Source organism: Campylobacter showae (assembly GCF_900573985.1).
Lineage (GTDB): Bacteria > Campylobacterota > Campylobacteria > Campylobacterales > Campylobacteraceae > Campylobacter_A > Campylobacter_A showae_E.
In genome coordinates this window covers 1,251,059-1,274,893 of sequence record NZ_UWOK01000001.1, presented here as the reverse complement: position 1 = coordinate 1,274,893, position 23,835 = coordinate 1,251,059, and the positions used below count along the sequence as shown (strand labels likewise).

At 46.8% G+C, this 23,835-nt stretch carries 22 protein-coding genes; 6 read left to right on the top strand and 16 right to left on the bottom strand.

Annotated features, from left to right (window positions below; all coding sequences use genetic code 11):
- Window positions 1-258: 258 nt before the first annotated feature.
- From hisD to EE116_RS06345, 6 genes are read right to left on the bottom strand one after another with little or no spacing between them, the layout of a single operon-like run.
- Window positions 259-1,554: a histidinol dehydrogenase gene (gene hisD, locus EE116_RS06370; RefSeq protein ID WP_122873720.1), complete on the bottom strand. Its 1,296-nt coding sequence runs from the start codon at window positions 1,552-1,554 to the stop codon at window positions 259-261.
- On the bottom strand, window positions 1,551-2,675 hold the full coding sequence (locus EE116_RS06365; protein ID WP_122873719.1) for a 1-aminocyclopropane-1-carboxylate deaminase: 1,125 nt from the start codon (window positions 2,673-2,675) through the stop codon (window positions 1,551-1,553). Before EE116_RS06365 ends, hisD begins: the two co-directional genes overlap by 4 nt.
- A gap of 40 nt (window positions 2,676-2,715) precedes the next feature.
- A complete protein-coding gene (locus EE116_RS06360) occupies window positions 2,716-3,783 on the bottom strand; it encodes an OmpA family protein (RefSeq protein ID WP_122873718.1) in 1,068 nt (355 codons plus the stop codon).
- Complete coding sequence (locus EE116_RS06355) at window positions 3,770-5,107, bottom strand: MotA/TolQ/ExbB proton channel family protein (RefSeq protein WP_122873717.1); 1,338 nt, start codon at window positions 5,105-5,107, stop codon at window positions 3,770-3,772. The genes EE116_RS06360 and EE116_RS06355 overlap by 14 nt, the downstream gene beginning before the upstream one ends.
- Window positions 5,108-5,115: 8 nt before the next feature.
- Window positions 5,116-6,180, bottom strand: a complete 1,065-nt coding sequence (gene fbaA, locus EE116_RS06350; RefSeq protein ID WP_122873716.1) for a class II fructose-bisphosphate aldolase — start codon at window positions 6,178-6,180, stop codon at window positions 5,116-5,118.
- Between the two features lie 10 nt (window positions 6,181-6,190).
- The gene (locus EE116_RS06345) at window positions 6,191-7,003 is read right to left on the bottom strand and encodes a peptidylprolyl isomerase (protein WP_122873715.1); all 813 of its coding nucleotides are present in this window, start codon (window positions 7,001-7,003) and stop codon (window positions 6,191-6,193) included.
- Between the two features lie 109 nt (window positions 7,004-7,112).
- Between EE116_RS06345 and nth the strand changes: the two genes are divergently transcribed.
- Window positions 7,113-7,748: an endonuclease III gene (gene nth, locus EE116_RS06340; RefSeq protein WP_122873714.1), complete on the top strand. Its 636-nt coding sequence runs from the start codon at window positions 7,113-7,115 to the stop codon at window positions 7,746-7,748.
- Between the two features lie 392 nt (window positions 7,749-8,140).
- Here the strand turns inward: nth and EE116_RS06335 are convergent, their stop codons facing one another.
- From EE116_RS06335 to EE116_RS06300, 8 genes are all read right to left on the bottom strand, one after another.
- A complete protein-coding gene (locus EE116_RS06335; protein ID WP_122873713.1) occupies window positions 8,141-9,418 on the bottom strand; it encodes a M20/M25/M40 family metallo-hydrolase in 1,278 nt (425 codons plus the stop codon).
- Between the two features lie 15 nt (window positions 9,419-9,433).
- Window positions 9,434-9,694, bottom strand: a complete 261-nt coding sequence (locus tag EE116_RS06330) for a heavy-metal-associated domain-containing protein (RefSeq protein WP_122867530.1) — start codon at window positions 9,692-9,694, stop codon at window positions 9,434-9,436.
- The gene (locus tag EE116_RS06325) at window positions 9,687-10,016 is read right to left on the bottom strand and encodes a hypothetical protein (protein WP_002946762.1); all 330 of its coding nucleotides are present in this window, start codon (window positions 10,014-10,016) and stop codon (window positions 9,687-9,689) included. Before EE116_RS06325 ends, EE116_RS06330 begins: the two co-directional genes overlap by 8 nt.
- Entirely contained in the window at window positions 10,013-11,086 is a 1,074-nt protein-coding gene (locus tag EE116_RS06320; RefSeq protein WP_122873712.1) for a transglutaminase-like domain-containing protein, read from the bottom strand. The genes EE116_RS06325 and EE116_RS06320 overlap by 4 nt, the downstream gene beginning before the upstream one ends.
- Window positions 11,087-11,511: 425 nt before the next feature.
- Entirely contained in the window at window positions 11,512-12,384 is an 873-nt protein-coding gene (locus EE116_RS06315; RefSeq protein ID WP_122873711.1) for a carbon-nitrogen hydrolase, read from the bottom strand.
- Between the two features lie 100 nt (window positions 12,385-12,484).
- A complete protein-coding gene (locus tag EE116_RS06310; protein WP_122873710.1) occupies window positions 12,485-12,952 on the bottom strand; it encodes a low molecular weight protein-tyrosine-phosphatase in 468 nt (155 codons plus the stop codon).
- 14 nt (window positions 12,953-12,966) lie between these two features.
- Window positions 12,967-13,887, bottom strand: a complete 921-nt coding sequence (locus tag EE116_RS06305; RefSeq protein ID WP_122873709.1) for a cation diffusion facilitator family transporter — start codon at window positions 13,885-13,887, stop codon at window positions 12,967-12,969.
- The gene (locus EE116_RS06300) at window positions 13,888-14,931 is read right to left on the bottom strand and encodes an agmatine deiminase family protein (protein WP_122873708.1); all 1,044 of its coding nucleotides are present in this window, start codon (window positions 14,929-14,931) and stop codon (window positions 13,888-13,890) included.
- Between the two features lie 155 nt (window positions 14,932-15,086).
- Between EE116_RS06300 and EE116_RS06295 the strand changes: the two genes are divergently transcribed.
- From EE116_RS06295 to EE116_RS06280, 4 genes are all read left to right on the top strand, one after another.
- The gene (locus EE116_RS06295; protein WP_122873707.1) at window positions 15,087-15,740 is read left to right on the top strand and encodes an amino acid ABC transporter permease; all 654 of its coding nucleotides are present in this window, start codon (window positions 15,087-15,089) and stop codon (window positions 15,738-15,740) included.
- Entirely contained in the window at window positions 15,727-16,401 is a 675-nt protein-coding gene (locus EE116_RS06290; protein WP_122873706.1) for an amino acid ABC transporter permease, read from the top strand. The genes EE116_RS06295 and EE116_RS06290 overlap by 14 nt, the downstream gene beginning before the upstream one ends.
- Window positions 16,402-16,409: 8 nt before the next feature.
- Entirely contained in the window at window positions 16,410-17,144 is a 735-nt protein-coding gene (locus EE116_RS06285; RefSeq protein WP_122873705.1) for an amino acid ABC transporter ATP-binding protein, read from the top strand.
- A 351-nt stretch (window positions 17,145-17,495) separates the two neighbouring features.
- Window positions 17,496-18,332, top strand: coding sequence for a cysteine ABC transporter substrate-binding protein (locus tag EE116_RS06280; protein WP_122873704.1), 837 nt, complete (start codon window positions 17,496-17,498; stop codon window positions 18,330-18,332).
- Between the two features lie 345 nt (window positions 18,333-18,677).
- Here EE116_RS06280 and groL read toward each other — a convergent pair whose 3' ends face one another.
- Together groL and groES are read right to left on the bottom strand one after the other, a co-directional pair.
- Window positions 18,678-20,312: a chaperonin GroEL gene (gene groL, locus EE116_RS06275; protein ID WP_122873703.1), complete on the bottom strand. Its 1,635-nt coding sequence runs from the start codon at window positions 20,310-20,312 to the stop codon at window positions 18,678-18,680.
- A gap of 22 nt (window positions 20,313-20,334) precedes the next feature.
- Window positions 20,335-20,595 (bottom strand): co-chaperone GroES, encoded by a 261-nt coding sequence (gene groES, locus EE116_RS06270; RefSeq protein ID WP_122873702.1) that lies wholly within the window; start codon window positions 20,593-20,595, stop codon window positions 20,335-20,337.
- Between the two features lie 171 nt (window positions 20,596-20,766).
- Here groES and EE116_RS06265 point away from each other — a divergent pair, with 171 nt between their 5' ends.
- Entirely contained in the window at window positions 20,767-23,352 is a 2,586-nt protein-coding gene (locus EE116_RS06265; RefSeq protein WP_122873701.1) for a translocation/assembly module TamB domain-containing protein, read from the top strand.
- The last annotated feature ends 483 nt before the right edge of the window (window positions 23,353-23,835 follow it).

Sequence of the window (23,835 nt, the reverse complement as noted above, 5' to 3'; positions counted from 1 at the left end):
ATATCTTGAGATGATTTTTGAAGTTACGACGTAAAAATAAAACGCAGCAAACCGATCGTCCGTGAGTATTTATTTTTACTAGCCCTTTAAAAAGCACTCAAAAACTACTCAAAAGTCACGGCGAATTTAAAATTTATCTAAAAAAGCAAGAGATATTATATCTTAGAGAGATTTGCGAAAAATAGGCGTAGACTGGACAAGCCAGTCCGTCAAGCCGATTTTTCGCGAGTTCCGTTAAAAGCTCCCAAGAGATGATATCTATTTCAAAGCCTCAAGTCTAACCGCGACCGAACGCTTATGCGCTCCGAGCCCCTCGGCATCGGCTAGCTTCATGCACGCGTTTCCCAGCTCGCTTATGCCTTTTGCATTTAGCGAGATGAGCGAGGTGCGCTTCATGAAATTTTCAACCCCCAGAGGCGAGTAAAATCTCGCGCTACCGCCAGTCGGGAGCGTATGGTTCGGCCCAGCCAGATAGTCGCCCATCGCTTCAGGCGTAAAATGCCCGATAAATATCGCGCCGGCGTGCCTGATCTGCCTAGCCAGCTCCATCGCGTCGTTTGTCGCGATCTCTAAATGCTCGGGCGCTAGCTCGTTAGCCAATCTCACGCACTCATCCAGGTCGCTAGCTACGATGATAGCGCCCTTTTTATCGATACTAACCTGCGCGATGGGCTGCCTAGCTAGAGTCTTGATCTCCTCGTTTATATGCCTTTGCACCGCCGCGCCGAAGGCTTGGTTGGGCGTGATGAGCACGGCACTGGCCATCTCGTCGTGCTCGGCCTGCGAGAGTAGATCCACGGCGATGTGGCGAGGGTCTGCGCTCTCGTCGGCGATGACGCAGATCTCGCTAGGGCCCGCGATCATATCGATATTTACTTCGCCGTAGACGAGTTTTTTAGCCGTCGCGACGTATATGTTGCCAGGACCCGTGATGACGTCGGTTTTTTTGATCGTTTGCGTGCCGTAGGCCATCGCCGCAACCGCCGACGCACCACCGACTTTATAGGCTTCCTTGATGCCGCAGATATGCATGGCGGCTAGAAGCAGCGTATTTACCTTGCCCCCGACGGCAGGCGTGCAGACTGCGATCTCTCCAACTCCCGCAACTAGAGCCGGGACCGCGTTCATGAGAAGCGAGCTAGGATAGGCGGCCTTGCCTCCTGGGATATATAGTCCCGCGCGGTCTAGCGGAGTGTACTTGGCGCCTAGCAAAACGCCGTGTTCGTCGTGCTCCATCCAGGTTTTTGGCAGACCCTTTTCGTGGTAGCTTTTTATGCGCTCAAAGGCTAAATTTAACGCGTTTCGCAGGCAGCTATCTATGCCGTCATACGCCTTTTGCATCTCTTCAGTGCCGATTTTTAGGCTATTTGCGTCGGGTTTCCAGCGGTCAAATTTCTCTATCTGCTCAAAGAGTGCCTCGTCGCCTCTAGCGCGCACGTCCTCAAGTATCTGCGAAACGGCGGGCATAACCGCGCTCATATCGCCGTTTGAGCGGTTTACCAAAGCCGCAAAATAGTCCTTAAAATTTTCGTTGCTAGTGAGTAAAAACTTCATCTCGTCTCCTTAAATTTTCTTTCGTATCTTAGTTTTTGACTGATATTTCCGAGCGCGCCGCCTTGGTGGATGTATAAAATCTCGTTTTTAAACGCGCCCAGGTTTGCCATCATCGTTAAAAAGCCGACCGGATCGTAAATGAGCTCAAATTCTATCCCCGTTTGCTCGCATACTTCGCGCCAAATTTGATAAAGCTCCAGCTTTAGATCGCCGAAATGATATTTCTTAGGCGGCTGCAAAATGCGCGCCTTCGAGTTTGGCGTCAGCGCTTCGATCTCGCTTTTTAGGTAGTCTGCGTCGCCCACGCAAGGACAGGTAAAAACGTCAAATTTGACGTGCTTAGCTAAAAATGCCGCCGACGTGCCGGTACCTGAAGGCAAAAATATATCCACGACTTTACCCTCCGCATCCGCCCAGCGCTCTATCTGCCTAGCCTGCGAGATAAAGCCCGTCTCCGCCTGCGGCTGCCAAACGCCCTCGTTTATAAAAAGCGAATCGCCGATGAAGCAATCCTGCGCGGCGGGTAAATTTGAGCTTGTTTGGTCTGTGGATTTTTTTAAATTTGAGTTTTTATGGCTTACAAATTCGCCGAAATTTGCGCTTGCGAGCTTTGCCGATCCGTCAAATTTGATCAAATTTTCTCTGCCTAGATTTTGTAAATTCGGCGCGATCTCGGCTTGCGAATTCGGCATATTTTTCGCGCTTAAATTCGTATCCGTAAAGCTGCATCGTTCGTCAAATTTATCCAAATTTAACCCGTTTCTATCAAAAGCATCCGTCAAATTTACAGCCTCATCGCCGTAAATCTCGCCCTTTTTTAGGCCGGCTAGTTCGTAAGCTAGAGCCCTAGCCTGTACCCGTCTATCTTTATCTATATAGATTTTCATCCCGTTTTCAAGGGCGAATTTAAAATTTCCGATCGGATTTTCTGCTAAATTTGAGTTTAAATTTGAAACTACGTAGTGAAACTCTAAGCCCTTCATCTTGGCAAAGACGCTTAGGCTATACATCGCGTTTGACTGGCTAGAGCCATAGCTAACGACGCGCTTTATACCGCCAAGACCAGCATGCAAAAAATACTCCAGCTTTCTAGCTTTATTGCCGTTAAATTCGCCGTCCATCAGATCGTCGCGAAGTACGTAAAACTCGAGTCCGTTAAATTTAGTCTTTTGAATACTTTTGATTTTGCCGCTCCAAGAGATCTTGCATCTCTTTCATCGACTCTTTGTCCGAGATCGAAAATTTGATCTCGATGCGCCTTGAGGCGTCGGGGTCTTCTTTGCCGTTTTTCATCACCAGATCGCTAAAACTGCGCCCGCTAGCGATAAGATAGTGCTCTAGGCGCTTGTCCTTGTTCCACGAGTAGATAAAATCCAGCACCGAATACGCGCGCTTTTGCGACAGATCAAGGTTGTACATGTAGCTACCTACGGAGTTCGTATGCCCCTCGATCACGATCCTATCGATGTGTTTTGCGATCTCTTCGTTATTTAAAATCGCTTCGAAATAAGTCTGCAAAATTTCCTTTAGGCGCGCTTTTGCTTCGTCTCTTAGCTCGTACGAGCCCGTGTCAAAAAGTATAGACTCGGGCAATGATACGACGCCAGAGCTAGGATCTATGCTGACCTTGTTTCCGAGCTTGGCGCGTAAATTTGATATGACGTTTGAGCGAAGCGAGCTGATGTCTTTGATCTTGTCTTTTGTTTTATTAAAATCCTCTTCCAGCGCGGCAAATTTTGAGATTTCATCGCCGTATTTTGCGTTTAGCTCGTTTAGCGCCTCGTCTTTTTGCGCTAAAACTTGCCCTAGCTGCACCACTCTATCCTGCAAATCCGCGATAGTTTTGTTTGCGTCGTTTAGATTTATCTCGTAGGTTTGGGTTAGATTCGTGAGTTCGTTTTTCTCTTTTTTAACGCCTTCAAGCATCTCGTTTACGAGCCTGTTTATGTCGGCAAGCTCTTTGTTTTCGCTCTTTGCGCGGTCCAAATTTGAAAAAATTTCTTTTATGACGTTTTCTTTACGGACGAGCTCGCTTTGTGATGAGGCGATTTGCTTCTCGCGCTCGCTCAAATCTTTTTGTAGTTTTGCCAGATCGCTTTGGCTAAGGACGTATTTTACGACGACGGCACCGATGATGAGCATAAAAACAAACATCAGCCCAGCCATCAGGTCCGCATACGATATCCAAAAGGTCTGGTCTCCGCTTTTGTTCTCGTTACGCGTTTTCATCTAGCATACTCGCCTTTTCGATGGTTTGCAAGATCTCATTCGCCTCTTTATCAAGCTCGTCGATGTCTTGCTTTAGCCCTTCAATGAGCGCGCTATTATCATCATAAGCCTCGATTGCTTCATCATCAAAGGCCTTTTTAAATGCCTGTACGCCGTCAATCAAGCTCTCTTTAAAGCCATCCATTGCAAGTTTTTGTTTTTCTAAGATTTCACTACTAAATTTAGAAAGAGACTCACTGAAATTTTTAACATTATACTCTAGTTCGCCCACGCTCTTTTCGAGCCTTGCGATACGCTCGCCGCCCACATCGTAGAGGCGGTTGTACTGCTCGGCAAATTTTAGTTGCATATCTTTGATGTTGCCGTTAAATTTATTGATAACGTTCAAGATTTCGGCATGGACTTTGATAAGATCTTTTTGATCCTTCGAGGATTTTAGCAGCGTATTCATCGTTTGTTTGATGTGTTCGCCGCTTAGTTTGACAGCCTCTTCTTCGTTTTTCAAGATATTTGTAAAAGTTTTAAATTTAGCCTCGATAGTCTTATCAAGCTCCTCAAAGAACTCGGCGTTACTAACATGCTCAAAGATCACTCCGATCTTTTCAAAGTGTCTTAAATTCTCTTGCAAATATCTTCTATCAAGCTCCTCTTTCGTCCAGAAAAAGCCGCTAGTAGCATTTTTTTGTCTTCGCACTAGCGTTTCAAATTTGCTCGTTCCGTATTTTTCAAAAAATATCCACCAAAGCGCTAAAAAAATACCGTAAATAGAGATGTAAAACGCAGTCGCCACGCCGCTAAGAAGGGTTGAAATTTCAGTTTCGAGCTCGGTAGTATTTGAAGAGTTAAACTCAGGCATAGAAACCGCGATACTGATAAATGTTCCCAAAATACCCAGCATCGGAAAGATACCCGCACCCACGGAAGCAAAATTTTCGTTACGTAAATTCCTGGTGTAATAGGCGACAAATTCGTCAAATCCTGCGTTTGACTTCGTATCTTTGCCTATAACTAAAAGATGTTTGATGATGTATTCTTTTAGATTTCGCTTAAAATCAGCCCCGCTTTGCTCAAAATAGCAGCAAGCAAGTTCGGCGCTATTTTTAGCAAAGATTAGCGAAATCACCCAAATAATACCCATCATAATAACCGTGTGTAGGCCGATTTGAAAATCTATATACCCAAAAAACCCAAGAAGCGCGACGAGATATATCGCCGTCGGCAAAAATATAATTTTCGTATATACGAAAAAAGATTGCCTGCCTTTTACCTCAGGCAACGCCAAATCGGTGAAATTATCGTTTCTCGCTTCTTTTTTGGGTTCCATTGTAAGCCTTAATTTCTATTTAAGCAGTTTAAATCTTCAAATGCAGTTAGCAGGCGTTTTACCATCGACTCCTCGCCGCTTCGTAGCCATTTGCGCGGATCGTAGTACTTTTTGTTCGGTTTGTCGTCGCCTTCAGGGTTGCCGATTTGACCTTGTAGATAGGCTCTGTTTTTTAGCTCGTACGCTCTCACGCCGTCCCAAAACGCCCACTGCGTATCGGTGTCGATGTTCATCTTTACTACGCCGTAGCTGACGGCATCTTTGATATCCTTTAGCTCACTACCGCTACCGCCGTGAAAGACGAAATTTACGGGTTTATCGGTTAGGGTTTGAAATTTATCCGCAACGTATGCTTGTGAGTTTTTCAAAATTTCCGGTCGAAGCACGACGTTGCCAGGCTTATACACGCCGTGAACGTTACCAAAGCTGGCCGCTATGCTAAATCTATCGCTGATTTTACTTAGTCGCTCATATGCCCGCGCGACGTCTTCAGGCTGCGTATAAAGAAGCGCATTATCAACACCCGTGTTATCCACGCCGTCCTCTTCGCCGCCGGTTACGCCAAGCTCGATTTCTAGGCTGATGCCAAGCTCGCTAAGCTCTTTTAGATACTTCTCGCAAGTGCTTAAATTTTCCTCCAAGCTCTCTTCGCTAAGATCAAGCATATGCGAGCTAAAAAGCGGCACGCCGTGAGCCTTTTTATATTCGCGACTAAATTTAACCAGCTCGTCGATCCACGGCAGTAGCTTTCTAGCCGCATGATCGGTGTGTAGGATCACCGGTACGCCGTAAGCTTTGGCCAGCAGATGAACGTGCTGCGCGCCTGCTACTGCGCCTAGCACATCGGCATTCCCGCAAGCTTTGCCGGCATAAAAGCCGGCTCCGCCGTTACTAAACTGGATGATAACGGGTGAGTTAGCCGCCTTCGCCGCTTCTAAAACAGCATTTACCGAGTCGCTTCCGACCACGTTTACCGCAGGTATGGCAAAGCCCTGCTCCTTTGCGTATTTATACAGCCTAGTTACGTCATCGCCGCTTAAAACGCCGGCTTTTACTACGTCTAAAACACCCATTTTATCGACCTTATTTATATTCTACTTTAGCTTTTGAGCGAAGCTCGTCGCCTCTTTTTCTGATATCGTTTCTAAATTTCTCCATCTTTAGGTTGCCCTCGATTTGAGGTTTAACCTCGTTTAGACCTACAGTACCGGCAGCTTTGCTATCCTCTTTTAGGATTACGTGGTAGCCGAAATTTGATTTAACAGGTTTTTGAGTTACTTCGCCTTTTTTAAGCGCAAATGCAGCGTCCGCGAAAGGTTTTACCATTTGAGATTGGCCAAACCAACCTAGTTCGCCGCCGTTAGCCGCAGAGCCTTGATCGGTAGATTTAGATTTTGCTAGCTCTTCGAATTTTTTAACCAGCTCGTCGCCTTTTAGACCTTTTAGCGCAACTATTATGTCGTTTGCGTCTTTTTCAGTAGCCACTAGGATATGTTTAGCTCTTACTTGTGCAGGCACGGCAAATTCGGCTTTATTTTTGTTATAAAAGTCGCTGATCTCGCCTTCGCTAACTTTGATATTATCGAAAATTCTCTTCATCCAAAGATCAAGCGCAAGGTTGTTTTTTAGCTCTTCAAGCGCAGCTTTGTATTCGTCGGTTTTTTCTAGTCCGCTCTTTTTAGCCTCGTCTAGAAGTAGTTTTCTGTTGATAGTCTCATCGATCACTTTTTTTTGAGTGTCTTTAGGTAGTTGCTCTAGTGTTACGCCAGGCATAGCAGCAAGCGTGAAAGCTACATCCTTATCGGTTACTTTTGTTCCGTTTACGGTGGCGTACTCCGCCGCACTTAGGCTTAGAGCCGCAGCCAAACTAAGAGATGCGAATAAAATTTTATTCATCTTTGTTCCTTAAATTTAGATTTTTGCGAGGGTGATTATAGCAGGAAAGTCATTAAATATAAGTTATAATTCATCGAAAATTTAAATAAAAACGGCTAAAATCGGCGCTATGAGAACGAAAAAAGATATAAACGCTATCAAAAATTTATTTTTAGAAAATTTCAAAGACGCGGGCAGCGAGCTTAAATTTGGCAACCTTTACGAGCTGCTAGTATGCGTGATGTTAAGCGCGCAGTGCACCGATAAGCGCGTAAATTTGATCACACCTTCGCTTTTTGAAGCATACCCGGACATCGCGAGCCTAGCGCAGGCAAATCTCGGAAGCGTAAAAGCGCTAATAAATTCCTGTAGCTTTTTTAACAACAAGGCCGAAAATTTGATCAAGATGGCAAAGAGCGTGATGAGCGAATTTGACGGCGAGATACCAACGACCGAAAAGGAGCTGATGAGTCTAGCCGGTGTGGGTCAAAAGACCGCACACGTCGTGCTGATCGAGCATTTCGGATCAAATTTGATGGCGGTGGATACGCACGTCTTTCGCGTGGCGCATAGGCTTGGTCTTAGTAGGGGCAAGACGCCCGAAGCCGTCGAGCTTGATCTAACTAAAGCCTTTAAAACGCAACTAAATACGCTTCATCAAGCGATGGTGCTTTTTGGCCGCTACACCTGTAAAGCGATCAAGCCAAACTGCAAGGAATGCTTTTTAAACGAGCTATGCAGCAGTAAAGATAAGAATTTTCCGTAAATTTAAGCCTGTAAACGCGGAACTAAATTTTACGGGTTAAATTTGATGTTTTAAAATAGCGAAGCAAAAGAGCTTTTTAACACCGCCTATCACATAAGACGTTAAGGTAACAACATATCTTTGACACAAAGGCAAGCGTCACACACTTAAAATTTTAATAGAGTCAAATTTGCGTTTTCAGGGTACGGGTCTCGGCGAGGAAAATTTGAAGCCGAATTTACAAATTTGGTAAAAGTTGGCCTCAAATTTGGATTAGAAACGACGAGGCGAAGTATCTTGCGATGAATTTAAATGTTGCGACGAAATTTTCGACCGAAGATAGAACATATAGTTCATCGAGGGAGAAAATTTCTAGCTCATTTAAAGGCGCGCAAGAGACAAGCCGTTCCGTGCTACTGAAGTCTAGCGATTATATTTCTTACGACTTCCGCTATCATCTCCACCGACGCTATCTCACAGTGCTCATTCACGGAGTGTGGCGAGTGGATATTAGGGCCTATGGAGCAGGCTTGCAGCTCGGGCTGTTTTGCAACCAGTACGCCGCACTCAAGGCCTGCGTGCACGGCGGCAAATTTGGCCTGCGGCTTTTGTTTTTGCAACTCCTCAAGCACCAGATGCGCGAAGTCGCTGATGCGCGGCGCCCAGTTCGCCGAGCGGTCGGTTACTCTAACCTCAAAGCCCAGCGCGCTAGCAAGAGTAGCGGTCTCAAAGCCTAGATTTTCGAGCCCCTCGCGCTTCATCGCGCGCCCGAAAAAATCAAATTCAATCACTTCGCCCTTTTGCTTGACGGTCGAGAGATTTATGCTTTCGTTTACCATGTCAAGCTGCGTGTCGTAGCTGCGCACGCCCTGAGCGAAGGAGTTAATTAGCGCCAAAATTTTGCCGCTGTTTACCAGCACGTCCGCTTCGCCCTCGCCTAGGTTCTTTACCCGCGCTAGGCCGCGCTGCGCCGGCTCATGCGCGCACAGCGCCTTACAAACGGCGTTTGCGGGGATCGAGTTGCTCCTCTCGCCAAAATCCAGACTGATTAGCTCGCAGCCCTCCTCGGCGAGAAATTTCGCCAGCAGCTTCGTTGCGTTTGGGATATTTTTGTGTATCTCGTTGCCCGAATGCCCGCCGCTAAGCCCCGTGACACCGATCTCGTAAATTTTACCGCTCTTTTTGATGGTCTGCGCGCTGATTTTTGCGCTCACGTTTATGCCGCCCGCACACCCTAGCGTCACGCGGTCGTCCTCTTCGCTGTCTAAATTTAGCAGATTCGGCGATAAAATTTTACCTTTAAAGGCGTTTGCACCCACGAGTCCGACCTCTTCGTCGTTGGTAAATAAGCACTCTAAATTTGCAAACTCCCGCATCGCGCCCATCATCATCGCCACGCCGATGCCATCGTCAGCGCCCAGAGTCGAGTTTTTCGCCCTTAGGATGCCGTTTTCTTCGATGAGCTCTAAATTTGGCGCCGTGCCCACGCAGACCATGTCGTAGTGGCTTTGCAGGCAGATTTTAGGCTCGCCCTTTACGGCGTGGATATTGCCCGCCTCATCGACGTTCACGCTAAAGCCAAGGCAGCGCGAAAAATCCGCCAAAAACTCCCTCATCTGCTCCGTCTCGTAGCTGCAGTGAGGTATCTCGCACAGCTTCTTAAAATCATTCATAACTTCGTTTTTTTGCATGTTTGCTCCTTAAATTTACTTAACTATCTCGCCCGTATAACCCGTCGTCGCCACCGCATCTAGCAGCTGCTTCTCGCTCACGCCGTCTTTCGTCTCGACGCGGGCGGTTTTATCGTGCAGACTAGCCTTGGCGCTGATGACGCCGTCTACCTTTAGCAGGGCTTTTCGCACCATCGCCGTACACAGCGGGCAGTGCATTCCCTCGACTTTGATAACAAAATTTTGATTTGCAAACGCCATGCTTGCAAGCAGTAAAATAGATAGAATTTTATTCATAAATTTTTCCTAAAACTTCGGGGTATGATAGCAGAATAATCACAAAAACAGCTAAAAAAACGTAGATAAAAATCCACTTTTTGCGGCGATTTGCGAGGTCGCAGGATTTTGGCTTTTTGAAAAAATAAAACGCGCTCGCCGCAAAACAGATCGCGGCAAGTGCGGTAAAATAGGGCCTTAGCTCGGTTAAGCTCTCGATAGCTTCCGAGCTAAGCAGGCTAAACGAAGCGCCGAAAATCAAAAACAAAAGCGCGGGCAGGCAGCAAAGAGTCGCCGCCAGCGCGCTCGCGACCGACGCAAGAGCTAGCCAAAAGCCCTTCATTTGACCTCTTGCGACTTGTAGTCGTAGCTAAAATCTTTTGGAGAATAGTAATTTAGCACGTTGTCGTCCACTTCGCCGTAAGGATAGCCGAAGTTATTTAGCGGAAATTCCGCAGGTTTTGGCGATAGGACAAAGTCGCGCGCATCGTTAAAGCCGATCCAGCACATCTCCCAGTTGCCAAACAAAAACTCGCGCACTTTGGCAAGCTTGCTGTCGTCGTTACTTAGCTTCTCGCCCAGGCGCACTTTAGCGACGTCCGCAGGATCGACAGGGATCCAGCCGTGGCCTTTGAGATAAAATTCCGCCCTGCAGTGTTGACCGCCCGAGATCGCTGCGAGCCCCTTCTCATCGGCCTTTCCCATCTCGTTTGAAAATCTGCTCTGTCCCACTCTGATGCCAAAAATCTCGCGCGCAGGGATGCCTACGGCTCTGCAAAGCCCCACGAATACGGAGTTTATGTCGGTGCATTTGCCCACCAGCTTGCCGCTTTCAAGTATCGCTTTTACGTCGCCCGTGCCGCAGCCTAGGACGCTGTTGTCGCGCTGCATGGTGTTTGCCACCCACGTGTAGATCGCCTTTGCGCGCTCCAGATCGCCTTTGATGCCTTTAGTTATTTCATCGGCTTTTTGCTTTACGATGCCGTTATTTGGGATGTGCTGAGTAGGTTTTAGATAAAATTCCGTCTCCGGGCTTAGCTTTTCGTTCGGGTTAAATTTGACCTTGCTAAAATCGGCGTTTCGCTCGAAGGTCTCGACTCTAAATTTAACGCTAAGCGTCGGCTTTGCCACCTCGGCGTAGTCCACGTAAAGCGTCGGGATCGCGTCGTAGTTCACCGACGGATTAGCGAAATTGCCGTCAAATTTGATATCGCTTACGCTCTGATACTCTCTGATGAACGGCAGCGGTATCCACAGCCTGGTTTTCTTGCCTGCCTCTAAAATTTCGTGATTTAAAGTAAGGTCGAAAACCCTCTTGTTGCCCATGGCCTTGCTGCCTCCGAAAACGGTGCTCGGAGTTGCCATAACGGCGCCTAAAATCGCAGTGTTTCTTAAAAAATCGCGTCTTTGCATGAAATGCCTTGTATAAATAATAGCTGCCCCGCAACTCTTGGGCGGTATTTTACTAACGAAAGGCTAAATTTGGCTTTAAACAGGGGTGTTTTCACGTACTGTTTGGGCGTGGTCAAATTTTGGATAATTTTTTAAATTTTACCGGCCGAGACCTGTACCGAGAAAGTGCTAAATTTGGTTTGGTTAAAATTTATGTTGTTAAGTTGTATTTATTTGCATAGCGGCTTAATTTTAGAATTTTTAAGCTGCTGGTCTAGGTGGGTCAAATTTAAGCACTTAACTTCAAATTTGAATAGAAAAAGTTAAGGCGAAGTGTCGTGAGATGATTTTTGGGGTTGTGCGGTAAAATTTTGGCGAAGATAGAACGCGTAGTTCATCGAGCCAAAATTTTACAAACTCCGCAAAAAGCGCTCGCGAGACAAGCCTCAGTCGATAAATCTTTTTGTTAAATTTGCGTACGCATCTATTCTTCGGTCTCTCAAAAACGGCCAAATCCTGCGCACTTCTTCGCTTCTGGTCATATCGATCTCTACGATATGGCAAAGCTCGCTCTGGCTATCGGCGCGGAAAAGCTCCTCGCCCTGCGCGCCAAAAACAAAGCTGTTGCCCCAAAATTTGATCCCCTCCATCACGCCGCTTTCGTCGCCTTCAAAACCCACGCGGTTTACGGCTATCACGGGTAGGCCGTTTGCGACCGCATGTCCGCGCTGCACGGCGACCCAGGCCTCTAGTTGGCGCGATTTTTCCGCCTCCTCGTCGCCCTCGAACCAGCCGATCGCGGTCGGATAGATGAGCAGCTTCGCGCCGCGCAGAGCCATGAGGCGCGCAGCCTCGGGATACCACTGATCCCAGCACACCAAAAGCCCGAGTCTACCTACGCTCGTATCGATCGGCTCAAAGCCGATGTCGCCCGGAGTAAAGTAAAATTTCTCGTAAAAGCCCGGGTCGTCCGGGATGTGCATTTTGCGGTATTTACCCGCGACGCTGCCGTCTTTTTCAAAGACGAATGCGGTGTTGTGATACAGGCCGTCCGCGCGCTTTTCAAATAACGAAGTGACGAGCACGACGCCGTTTTGACGCGCTACCTCACCCCAAAATTTGACGTCGTTTTCCCAGCCCTCGGCAAGATCAAAAAACCTCGTCTCCTCGCTCTGGCAAAAATACTGCGTCTGGTGCAGCTCCTGCAGCACGACAAGCTCCGCTCCGCCGCTGCTAGCCTCACGCACAAGCTCAAGCGTCCTTTGCACGGTTGCGTCTTTGGTGCCGTGAAATTTTTGTTGGATTAGCGCTACTTTCATATTTTTCCTTACGATTTAAAATTTCAAAATTATATCAAAGCGGGGATAAATTAGGGCTTGAACGGCTGATCTGGCGAGCAAATTTCGCCGCGCTAGCCGCTTATAAAATTTGCTTTAGACTCTCAAGCAAGCCCGCGCAAGAGCGCGAAACGTCCTCGTAGCAACGCTCAAAATCGCGAGTGTAATATGGATCGGCGATTATTTTGCCGCTTGAGGCTTCGCTAAATTCGAGCAGAAATTTTACTTTTTCGTCAAATTTAGTCCCAGAGCCGAATTTTCGCTTTAGAGTCCTTAAATTTTCATCGTCCATTATCAAAATAAGATCGCTGCTATCAAAATCCTTTTGCGTTATCAAGGTCGCTTTGTGGGGCGTCACGGGTACGCCGTTTTGTTTCAAAACCCGCACAGTTTCGTAGTACGGCGGCTCGCCTATCTCGTCCTCGTGCGTGGCGCGCGAGTCGATGCTAATACGCCCCGTCAGACCCGCATTCTCGCTCAAATTTTGCATAACCGACTGCGCCATAGTCGAGCGGCAAATATTTCCGTGGCAGACGAATAAAATTTTCATATTTTTCCTTTGATTTAGCACTCGCACGAGCCGTTTTGATCGTCGCACGGATCAAGGTGCGTCGTGATCTGCCATTCAAACTCGCCGTATTTAGCCCTGATAGCGGCTTCTATCTCGTCTGAAATTTTGTGCGCGTCGTAAAGCGAAATTTCGCGATTAAAGACTAGATGAACCGCGACGTAGTAGATGTTTGCGCTCTTTCTGGTAGCTAGGCCGTGATAGCTTGCTATCTGAGGGCGCGAGCGGATTATCTCCTCGATTTGCGCCGTTATTTCGGGCTCTAGCGCGCGGTCTAGCAGCACGCCTACGCTTTCTTTCATCAAATTTATCGCGCTAACGGCGATGTAGCCGCTAATTACTATACCAAAAACGGCGTCTATCGCGGCAAATCCCGTAAATTCGACCAAGATAAGCGAGGCGATAACGGCTAGGTTGCTAAAAAGGTCGCTTTTATAGTGTAGCGCGTCGGCCCTAACGATCAAATTTCTCGTGCGGCGAGCGACGCGGGAGAGGTAGGCGACCAGCAGCCCCGTAACCGCGACCGATAGCGCCATCGCATAGAGCGAAAAAGCCGTATCTACGGGCGCTTGCTCCGTTTGCAGCTTACGCACGCTCTCGTAAAATATAAACGCGCCGGCACCCACGATCAAAACGCCCTCAAACATCGCCGCAAGCGCTTCTAGCTTGGCGTAGCCGAAGTTAAATTTAGCATCAGGCGCAGCTTGGGATTTACGAATGGCGAAGAAATTTAGCACGGAAACTAGCAGGTCAAGCATCGAATCGATCGCCGAACTAAGCACCGCTACCGAACCGCCGATCAAACCAGCGGCAAATTTAATCAAGGCCAATGCAAACGCCGTCGCGCCCGCGACTATCACGGCTCTGCGGCCTAAAATTTCATTTTGCCTTTTTATACCGGCATTGTTTAGTTGCATTTAGATTTCGCTTTCGGCTTCGCTCGCACCGCTATACTTGTTTTCCGCTTCACTTCGTTCGCTAGAAACATACTTCGCTTCGCTATACTTATTTTGACTCGAGCAGTGCAGCGAGCCGTTTTGACGCACAAAAACAAGCGAATCCACGCCGATTATCTTGTGATCAGGTAACTCCCGCGCCAGTCGATCAAGCACGATTTTATCGTTATCGTCGCCGTATGTCGGAACGATAACGGCGCCGTTTATAAAGATAAAATTCGCATACGTGCAGCCAAGCCTCTTGCCGCCGTAAAATTTAGCCTTGGGAAGCGGCAACGGCACGAGCTTAAAGCCCGTGTTTTCAAGCTCTTTTTTCATCGCACCTAGCTCCTCGAAATGCTCGTCATTTGGATCGTCGCAGCATGCGTACGCGATGGTATCAGGATCGATAAAACGCGCCAGAGTATCGACGTGACTGTCGGTGTCGTCGCCTTTTATAAAGCCGTTTTTAAGCCATATCACGCGATCAAGACCGAAAAGCTCCTTAAGCCGTGCCTCGATCTGATCTTTGTTTAGATGAGAGTTGCGGTTGTCGTTTAGCAGGCACTTCTCGGTCGTTAGCAGCGTGCCGCGCCCGTTAAAATCGATACTGCCGCCCTCAAGCACGAGATCGATACTGCGCAAATCGCTTTTAAAACGTTTGGCAAGCTCTAAATTTACGGCGTTATCTTTCGAGCTTTCAAATTTGCCGCCCCAAGCGTTAAATTTGAAATCATAGCTGACGATTTTAGCGCCGTCCTGCACGTCTATCATGCCGTAGTCGCGTATCCACGTATCGTCGGTGTCGATTTTTACGAACTCCACGTTATTAAATTTAGCAAATCGCTCCGCAAAAATCCTCTCCTCAGGGCAGATCAAAACGACCTTTTGAAACGGTATGATCGCGGCGACCAGACTCTCGTAGGCGTCTAAAATTTCATTTAGATACGGCTTCCAGTCGGTGTTTTCGTGCGGAAGCGATAAAAATATCAGCTCTTGTTTTTCCCACTCTGCAAACGCTCTCAAATTCGTCCTTTATTTAAATAATTTCTATCAAAATTTAGGAGTTATGATACCTTTTGCAAGCTTAAATTTTAAAATAAATCATACAAAATTAGTTTTAAATTTAGTTTGCTTTCGCTACAATCTCGCGAAATTATCAAAAAGAAGCTAAAAAATTTATGGATTTTGAGTTTATAAAAGAATTTACGCCGATGTTCGTAAAGGCGGGCATTTTCACCGTCAAGCTCTCGCTTTACGGCATCTTGCTCTCGCTTGTTATCGGCATATTTTGCACGCTGGTTAAATTTTACAAGGTCAAGATCCTGATGCCTATCGTAAACGGCTACATCGAGGTTTCCAGAAACACGCCGCTGCTTATACAGCTTTTTTTCCTCTACTACGGACTTAGCAAATTCGGGCTAAATTTGAGCGCTTTTACCTGCGCGGTCGCGGGGCTTGCGTTTCTAGGCGGCAGCTATATGGCGGAGAGTTTTCGCCTTGGCTTTGAGGCGGTGAAAAAGACGCAGATCGAGACCGCGCTTAGCGTCGCGCTCACGCAGGGGCAAATTTTACGCTACGTTATCCTGCCTCAGGCTTTTAGCGTCTCGATCCCTTCGATCGCGGCTAACGTCATCTTTCTCATCAAAGAAACCTCAGTTATCAGCATTATCGCCCTGCCCGACTTGGTCTATGCGACCAAGGACATCATCGGGCTTTACTACATGACCGATGAGGCGCTTTTTATGCTCGTCGTTAGCTATTTGATTATCATTTTGCCGATATCTTTGGCGTTATTTTGGCTTGAAAAAAGGATGAGAGTTGGACGGAGTTAGTATTTTATTCGACCCGCTGGTCTTAAAGCGGCTGATTTTCGAGGGGCTGTGGATGAGCGTGCAAATTTCAGCCATCTCGATCGCCATCTCTCTTGTTTTAGGCACGTTTTTGGGCGTGCTGATGAGCTCAAAAAACAAATTTATCTTTTTCGTGCTAAAAATTTGCCTCGAAATCGTTCGCATCATGCCTCAAATCGTCTGGCTATTTTTGTTTTACTACGGCGCGAGCAAGGCATTTGGGCTTGATATTTCCAAATTTAACGCCTCGCTCATCGTATTTAGCTTGTGGGGCGTGTTTGAGATGATGGATATCGTGCGCGGCGCGATCGTTTCGATACCGAGGCATCAGTTTGAAAGCGCGGCGGCGTTGGCGCTTAGCAAGGCTCAAATTTATCTTTACGTCGTGATCCCGTTAGCCACGCGCCGCCTAGTGCCCGCGGGCGTAAATTTGCTAAGCCGCATCATCAAAACCACTCCGATCGTCGCCCTCATCGGCGTACCCGACCTGCTAAAAGTCGGACAGCAAACGATCGAGACCGCGAGCCTAACCGCCAACCCAACCGTGCCGTTTTGGATATACGGCTTTATATTTTTATTATATTTTCTCGTCTGCTATCCTATCTCAAAACTATCCAAGATACTTGAAAACAGATGGGCATAAGGAATCAAATGAGCGAAATTTTAAAACTCTCAAATTTAAGCAAATCTTACGGCGACTTGCAGGTGTTAAAAGGTATCGACCTTAGCGTCAAAAACGGCGAAGTAGTCGTGATCCTAGGGCCATCAGGATGTGGCAAAAGTACGACTCTGCGCTGCATAAACGGTCTTGAGCCATTTGATGGCGGACAGATAGAGATAGCCGGCGAAAAGATCGATAAAGACTACAAAGACTGGATCAAAATCCGCCAAAAAGTGGGCATGGTTTTTCAAAACTACGAGCTGTTTGACCATATGAACGTCATCGAAAACATCGTGCTAGGCCCGGTAAAGGCGCAAAAAAGAAGCCGTGAAGAGGTCGAAAAAGAAGCCGAGGCGTGGCTGGAAAAAGTAGGCCTAAAACACAAAAAATACGCCTATCCAAAGGAGCTTAGCGGCGGGCAAAAGCAACGCATCGCTATCGTGCGAGCGCTTTGCATGAGGCCCGAGATCATGCTATTTGACGAGATAACGGCCTCACTAGACCCCGAGATCGTGCGCGAGGTGCTAGACGTCGTCATAAACCTCGCAAAAGAGGGCATGACGATGCTAGTCGTAACGCACGAGATGGGCTTTGCTCGCTCGGTGGCAAATCGTATCGTCTTTATGGATGAGGGCAAGATCGTCGAAGAGAGTGAGCCTGAGGCATTTTTCACACATCCAAAAAGCGAACGAGCGAAGAAATTTTTAAATTTATTTTCGTTTTAGCGGCCTAAATTTGACGTTTTTTAGGCTAAATTTGAAAGCTTTTCGTCAAATTTAGCTGTTAAGTTCTTGTGCTTTCGTTAAATTCAAATAACCTAAATTTAACATCCTAACTTTAACTCAAATTTACTCAAAATAACCGGCTCAAATTTGATCTGCTAGCCATTTCTTAAATTTAAAATTAAATTTGCAAATTTATATTGAGTAAATTTTACACTCCATTTTAGATATAGAGTTACGTTTTTAAACAAAATTGGATTATTCTCTGCGCCCGTCGTCCAAAAAAGTACAATTTTAGTCGCATTTTAGCCAAGCTTTTGTATATTTTGCGCACTTTATTTTAAAGGAGAAAGAATGAGAAAACTTCTGTTTTCATTTTTGGCAACATTCGCCGCCGTCTTTCTAACGGGTCAGGCTAATTTGCAGGCTGCCGAAGCTGACGTTTTGGCTAAAATCAAAGAGCGCGGATACGTGCGTGTGGGCGTCTTTAGCGACAAACCGCCGTTTGGCTACGTCGATAAAGAGGGCAAAAACCAAGGCTATGACGTCTATTTTGCCAAACGCATCGCAAAGGATCTGCTAGGGGACGAGAGCAAGGTTAAATTTGAGCTCGTAGAGGCAGCAGGCCGCGTAGAAGTGCTAGTAGCCGACAAGGTCGACATCACTTTGGCAAATTTCACCAAAACCCCTGAGCGTGCTAGAGTCGTTGATTTTGCGCTTCCGTATATGAAGGTGTCGCTTGGCGTAGTTAGCCCAGACGGCGCGGTCATAAAAAGCGTGGATGAGCTAAAAGGCAAAAAACTAATCGTCAATAAAGGCACGACCGCGGATGCGTATTTCACGAAAAATCACCCTGACATCGAGCTTCTAAAATACGACCAAAATACAGAAACTTTCGCCGCCCTAGTCGATAAAAGAGGCGTAGCGCTAGCGCACGATAACGCGCTGCTTTTTGCGTGGGCTAAAGAAAATCCTGGATTTACCGTCGGTATCGAGGCTCTAGGCGAGGTCGATGTCATCGCGCCTGCTGTCAAAAAAGGCAACAAAGCGCTACTTGAGTGGCTAAATAACGAGATCGTGGAGCTAGGCAAGGAAAATTTCTTCCACAAAGACTACGACGCTACGCTAAAACCGATCTACGGCGATAGCGTAAATCCAGAATCTCTCGTCGTCGAAGGCGGCAAACTATAAAACCCAAAGTCGGAAGAAATTCCGACTTTTTCATTCTATACATTTTAAAATTTAAAGCATTAGGTAAATTTACCACCAGCACAACCTATCGTTTCGATATTTTAAATACGACTAAAATTTTACGCTTGCTTATTATTAAAGCAAATTTGATCCGAAAAATACAATAAATGAACCGCCAAATTTAAGCTCACATATCAAAGTTTGTAAATTTTAATCACTATAGAATTCAAGGATATTTTTTAATTATTAGAAAGGATAGTTTTGTGGATTTTCCTTGTACAATTTGCAAGGAAATTTTAAAGAAAAACCTGCGGAAAGCCGAAGCTCTCCGCAGATAAAGGTGTATTACATCATTCCGCCCATACCGCCCATTCCGCCCATATCAGGCATCGCAGGCATCGGTTTATCCTCTTTTAGCTCGCTTATAGTAGCTTCCGTAGTTAAAAGCAGGCTCGCCACGCTAACCGCGTTTTGAAGAGCCACGCGCTCGACCTTGACCGGGTCGATGATACCGGCTTTAAACATATCCACATACTCGCCCGCAGCTGCATTAAAGCCGTAGTTGTCGTCTTTGCTAACGCTTACGGAGTTTGCTACTACGCCCGCGTCAAATCCCGCGTTTTCAGCGATCTGGCGTAGCGGAGCGGTTAGAGCGCGTCTTACGATATCTGCGCCGATAGCTTCGTCGCCGCTTAGTTTTAGATCTACTTTTGCGCTCGCTTTGATAAACGCAGCGCCGCCGCCGATCACGATGCCCTCTTCTACGGCCGCCTTAGTCGCGCTTAGAGCGTCGTCTACGCGGTCTTTTTTCTCTTTCATCTCGGTCTCAGTAGCCGCTCCGACCTTGATAACCGCTACGCCGCCGCTTAGTTTAGCTAGGCGCTCTTGTAGTTTTTCCTTGTCGTAGTCGCTCGTGGTTTCTGCGATTTGAGCTTTTATCTGGATGATTCTAGCGTCGATTGCCGACTTCTCGCCTGCACCGTTTACGATAGTCGTATTATCCTTGTCGATGATGACGCTTGAAGCTTGACCCAGGTCGCTTAGAGTCGCACTTTCTAGCGTTCTGCCTAGCTCTTCGCTCACTACTTCGCCGCCAGTTAATATCGCGATATCCTCAAGCATCGCTTTTCTGCGATCGCCAAAGCCAGGAGCCTTAACCGCAGAGATATTTAGCACGCCGCGAAGCTTGTTTACTACTAGCGTCGCAAGCGCCTCGCCCTCAATATCTTCAGCGATGATTAGCAGCGGTTTGCCCGTTTTTTGGATCTGTTCAAGCACAGGTAGTAGATCTTTTAAATTTGTAATCTTCTTATCAAATAGCAATATGAACGGATTGCTTAGCTCAACCTGCATCTTTTCGGCGTTTGTGATGAAGTACGGGCTTAGATATCCGCGGTCAAACTGCATACCCTCGACCACGTTTAGCTCGTCGTGGATGGATTTTGCTTCCTCTACGGTGATGACGCCGTCTTTGCCGACTTTTTCCATCGCGTCAGCGATCAGTCCGCCGATAGCAGAGTCTGAATTTGCCGAGATAGTGGCTACTTGCGCGATCTCTTTTTTATCGGTTACTTTGCGCGATAGGCTTTTTAGCTCGGCGATTATAGCTGCGGCCTCTTTATCCATACCGCGTTTTACCTCGACCGGATTTGCGCCTGCGGTGATGTTTCTTAAGCCCTCTTTAAAGATAGAGTGCGCCAAAACCGTAGCTGTAGTCGTACCGTCGCCCGCCTCGTCGTTTGTTTTGCTAGCGACCTCTTTTACTAGGCCTGCGCCCATGTTTTCTAGAGCGTCTTTTAGCTCGACCTCTTTAGCTACGCTCACGCCGTCTTTGGTGATCGCAGGAGCGCCGAAGCTCTTTTGCACTAGTACGTTTCTGCCGCGAGGCCCCATCGTTACTTTTACCGCGTCGTTTAGTTTTCTAACGCCTTCGTATAGTCTATTTCTAGCCTCGTCTGAAAAAAATATCTCTTTTGCCATTTTTATTCCTTTAAAATTTAGATTATTTTAAAACACCCAAAACATCTTCGATTTTTAGAACCAAATATGTTTTACCATCAAGCACGACCTCGGTGCCGCCGTATTTAGCGAAAACTACGCTATCGCCCACGCTCACGCCTTCTACCTCGCTTGATACCGCCAAAACCTTACCGCTTAAAGGTTTTTCTTTTGCATTATCGGGTATAATGATGCCCGAAGCGGTCGTTTTGATGTCCTCAAGACGCTCGACTAAGACTCGTTTGCCTAACGGTTGAAAATTCATGATTCATCCTTTATGGTTTGATTTTACTTTTTAGCACTCTTTTGTTTTGAGTGATGAAATTATAGTCAAATTTTTAGAATTTGTCAATAATTTAGCTAAAATTCTTAACAAGTCTTAGTATAATCGGCTCAAGTTTCATAATAAAATTAAACTAAATCTAAAGGATAGACGATGAAAATTTTAGGCGCCATACTCGGACTAGTTTTTGCTTTGCTTATCGCAGCTTACGTTGCGGCCTTTACGGATTTTGGCAACGGTTTTGTTAAACCGTATGCCCAAAATTTGATTAAAGAAAAAAGCGGATTTGACGTCAAATTTGATAAATTTCAGATCCGTCCGACGAGCGTAGATATCGTAGCTAACGTAAACGGCGAGATCGTAGCGAACGTAAACGGCGGGCTTTCGATTTTTTCGCAAAGCCTCGATCTAAAATACGACGTCGCCGTTAGCGATCTAAAAAGCCTGGGCGTCAAGCTAAACGAAGCTATGAAAATCTCGGGCATCGCAAAGGGCAAATTTAGCGATTTCGCCGCTAGCGGAGTAGGCCAAATGCTAGGCTCAAACATAAGCTTCGACGCAAATTTAAAGGACTACAAGCCGCTTTCTTTAAAGCTCGACGCCAAAAATTTAGAGGTCGAAAAAGCTCTAGCGCTAGCCGGCCAGCCTATCTACGCGCGCGGTAAAATCTCCGCCGTCGCAAATATAGTAGAAAGCGGCGGCAAGCCAAACGGCACTGCAAATATCGATATCTTGGACGTCAAAACCGATAACGCGCTCATCGCAAAGGATTTTAACGTCACTCTGCCGTCAAATTTCGCCGCAAACGGCAAAATCGTAGCCGACGTCAAAGACGGCATCGTAAACGCCAAAAGCGCGGTGATCACGCCGCTAGCGACGATCGGCAGCGACAAGACGATCTACGATCCAAACTCAAACACCCTAAGCAGCGACGTCAAGCTCATCGTGGACGATCTAGCCAAATTTGAGCCCGTCGTGGGGCAAAAACTTAGCGGCGCGTTTAAAGCAAACGGCAACGTCATTGCCACCGCCGGCGAGCTAAAAAACTTCGACGTCAAGATTGAAGGCTTTGGCGGTAACGTCGATGCGGTGCTAAACGGCGGCAAGCTAATCGCAAAAATCAGCTCGCTAAAACTTGACGAACTCGTTAAAATCGCTGCTTTCCCGGCATTTGTCGGCGGAACGATCAGCGGCGAAGCGGTGCTAAACGACGTACATAACACGCAAAATATCTCGGGCTCGGTTAAGCTCGCCACCAAAAACGCGCGGCTAAACCCGGCCGAGCTAAAACAGGTCGCAAAGGAGATAAATTTGAGCAAGTCTCTAGCCTTTGAACTAAACGCAAACGCCGACGTTGCAAGCTCAAAAGCCAAATTTGACGCCTCGCTAAACTCCGAGCTTTTAAAACTAAAAAGCCTAAGCGGCGTTTACGGACTGGATGATAAAAACGCGGACGTCAAATTTGACGCGGGTATCGATGATCTGGGTAAATTTGAAGAGCTAATCGGCAAAAAGCTATCGGGCAAAGTGGACGTAAAAGGCGCAGTAAAACTCGTAAATAACGCGCTTAGCGAGCTAGTTCTAAACGCAAACGCTCTAGGCGGCAAGATCGACGCGAACCTCAAAAACGAAAAACTCGCGGCAAATCTAAGCGCGCTTTCGCTCAAAGACGCATTTACGCTGGCTGCGCTGCCAAACTACGCCGACGCCGTGATCGACGGAACGGTAAACCTAAGCGGGCTCGATCCGAAAAATCTCAGCGGTACGGCTAAATTTAACGTCAAAAACGGCATAGTAAATAGTGCGGTCGTAGCAAAAGAACTAGATAAGCGCTTTCCAAACGGCACGAAATTTGACGCTAACGCGGACGTCGTTATAAACGGCGGCAAGGCAAAATTTGACGCCGCAGCAAACCTCGTCTCAAACGCAAACAAGAACCTAATAGCGCTAAAAAATCTAAAAGGCGACTACGAGCTTGAAAGCGGCTCGGCGAAGGCGGACTTTGAGCTTAGCATAAGAGAGCTAAAAGAGATCGAGTTTTTGGTCGGGCGACCGCTTTACGGGCCTTTGCTGATTATCGGCGACGCGACGAAAACTGGCGAAAAGCTAAGCGCAAACGTAAATTCGCGACTCTTTAACGGCGATCTTAAGGCGGTCTTAAAAGACGACATCCTAAACGCAAATTTAAAAAGCTTCACCGCCAAAGGCCTCACCGACTTTTTAGGCCTCTCGCACGTCTATGACGGCACTGGCGATATGACGATGGACTACAACCTCGTCTCGCAAAAAGGTAAATTTGACGTCACCGTAAATGACGGCAAGCTAGCAAAGACCGATTTTACCGAGCAGGTAAGAACCTTCACGGGACGCGACATCACGAGCGAAATCTATAAAAACAGCAAAATAAAAGGCACGATAAATAAAAATCTCATCGACTTTAACGCCGACATGAACGCGACTAGAAGCCACGTCTGGGTAACTAGCGGCAAGTACGACATGGCGACAAAAGCCGTCAATGTACCGATAAAGATGAACTACGAAAAAACCGACATCGACATCACAGTCACGGGCACTAGCGACAACCCGAAATACACGATCGGCTCGGACTACCTAAAGGGCAAGGCGGTCAAAGAGCTGGATAGATTTTTGGATAAGAAATTCGGCAAGGACGACGAAAATGGCACCACGGGCGATGCGAAAAAAGATGCGATAAAAGGGCTTCTCAAAGGGCTATTTTAGGTAAATTTGAGCTAAGCGCGGCGGTAAATTTGACGCCGAATTTGAGTAAAATAAGTTCGGTAAGTGCAGCAAATTTAAGCTGGAGCTTGCTTGCTCGGTGTGGCAAATTTGAGCTGCTGCTCGGCTAAATTTGGTCGCTTGACTAGGCGGTCAAATTTACGATTTGCTAGGCGGTAAATTTGAAAGCCGCTTTGCGGTCGCCAAATTTGACGACATCGTTGTCTGATTTGATTTTGGACTTTGTTGCTTAAATTTACGGTTTGGTTTTAGAGGCTGCAGTCAAATTTGACACACACTATTTCGCCGTTAAATTTAAACTGCGAAGAGTTAAATCGGATCAAATTTGATTTTACCGAGCAAGACGACAAATTTAATTCAGACACGATTCAAACGAATTTTGTGCAGCAGGTATGTAGCAAAAAGAAGTAAATCTTAAACGAGAAATCTCAGCGAAAGCAAACTCCGCAAAGCCCGGAGTCAAAT

Excerpts from the sequence above, each read along its gene's own strand:
- fbaA (WP_122873716.1), bottom strand. The coding sequence starts at position 6,180 with ATGGGTGTTTTAGACGTAGTAAAAGCCGGCGTTTTAAGCGGCGATGAC.
- nth (WP_122873714.1), top strand. The coding sequence starts at position 7,113 with ATGAGAACGAAAAAAGATATAAACGCTATCAAAAATTTATTTTTAGAA.
- EE116_RS06320 (WP_122873712.1), bottom strand. The coding sequence starts at position 11,086 with ATGCAAAGACGCGATTTTTTAAGAAACACTGCGATTTTAGGCGCCGTT.
- groES (WP_122873702.1), bottom strand. The coding sequence starts at position 20,595 with ATGAATTTTCAACCGTTAGGCAAACGAGTCTTAGTCGAGCGTCTTGAG.
- EE116_RS06360 (WP_122873718.1), bottom strand. The coding sequence starts at position 3,783 with ATGAAAACGCGTAACGAGAACAAAAGCGGAGACCAGACCTTTTGGATA.
- EE116_RS06355 (WP_122873717.1), bottom strand. The coding sequence starts at position 5,107 with ATGGAACCCAAAAAAGAAGCGAGAAACGATAATTTCACCGATTTGGCG.
- EE116_RS06315 (WP_122873711.1), bottom strand. The coding sequence starts at position 12,384 with ATGAAAGTAGCGCTAATCCAACAAAAATTTCACGGCACCAAAGACGCA.
- EE116_RS06330 (WP_122867530.1), bottom strand. The coding sequence starts at position 9,694 with ATGAATAAAATTCTATCTATTTTACTGCTTGCAAGCATGGCGTTTGCA.
- EE116_RS06335 (WP_122873713.1), bottom strand. The coding sequence starts at position 9,418 with ATGCAAAAAAACGAAGTTATGAATGATTTTAAGAAGCTGTGCGAGATA.
- EE116_RS06345 (WP_122873715.1), bottom strand. The coding sequence starts at position 7,003 with ATGAATAAAATTTTATTCGCATCTCTTAGTTTGGCTGCGGCTCTAAGC.
- EE116_RS06325 (WP_002946762.1), bottom strand. The coding sequence starts at position 10,016 with ATGAAGGGCTTTTGGCTAGCTCTTGCGTCGGTCGCGAGCGCGCTGGCG.
- EE116_RS06310 (WP_122873710.1), bottom strand. The coding sequence starts at position 12,952 with ATGAAAATTTTATTCGTCTGCCACGGAAATATTTGCCGCTCGACTATG.
- EE116_RS06265 (WP_122873701.1), top strand. The coding sequence starts at position 20,767 with ATGAAAATTTTAGGCGCCATACTCGGACTAGTTTTTGCTTTGCTTATC.
- hisD (WP_122873720.1), bottom strand. The coding sequence starts at position 1,554 with ATGAAGTTTTTACTCACTAGCAACGAAAATTTTAAGGACTATTTTGCG.
- EE116_RS06295 (WP_122873707.1), top strand. The coding sequence starts at position 15,087 with ATGGATTTTGAGTTTATAAAAGAATTTACGCCGATGTTCGTAAAGGCG.
- groL (WP_122873703.1), bottom strand. The coding sequence starts at position 20,312 with ATGGCAAAAGAGATATTTTTTTCAGACGAGGCTAGAAATAGACTATAC.
- EE116_RS06280 (WP_122873704.1), top strand. The coding sequence starts at position 17,496 with ATGAGAAAACTTCTGTTTTCATTTTTGGCAACATTCGCCGCCGTCTTT.
- EE116_RS06305 (WP_122873709.1), bottom strand. The coding sequence starts at position 13,887 with ATGCAACTAAACAATGCCGGTATAAAAAGGCAAAATGAAATTTTAGGC.
- EE116_RS06285 (WP_122873705.1), top strand. The coding sequence starts at position 16,410 with ATGAGCGAAATTTTAAAACTCTCAAATTTAAGCAAATCTTACGGCGAC.
- EE116_RS06365 (WP_122873719.1), bottom strand. The coding sequence starts at position 2,675 with ATGGACGGCGAATTTAACGGCAATAAAGCTAGAAAGCTGGAGTATTTT.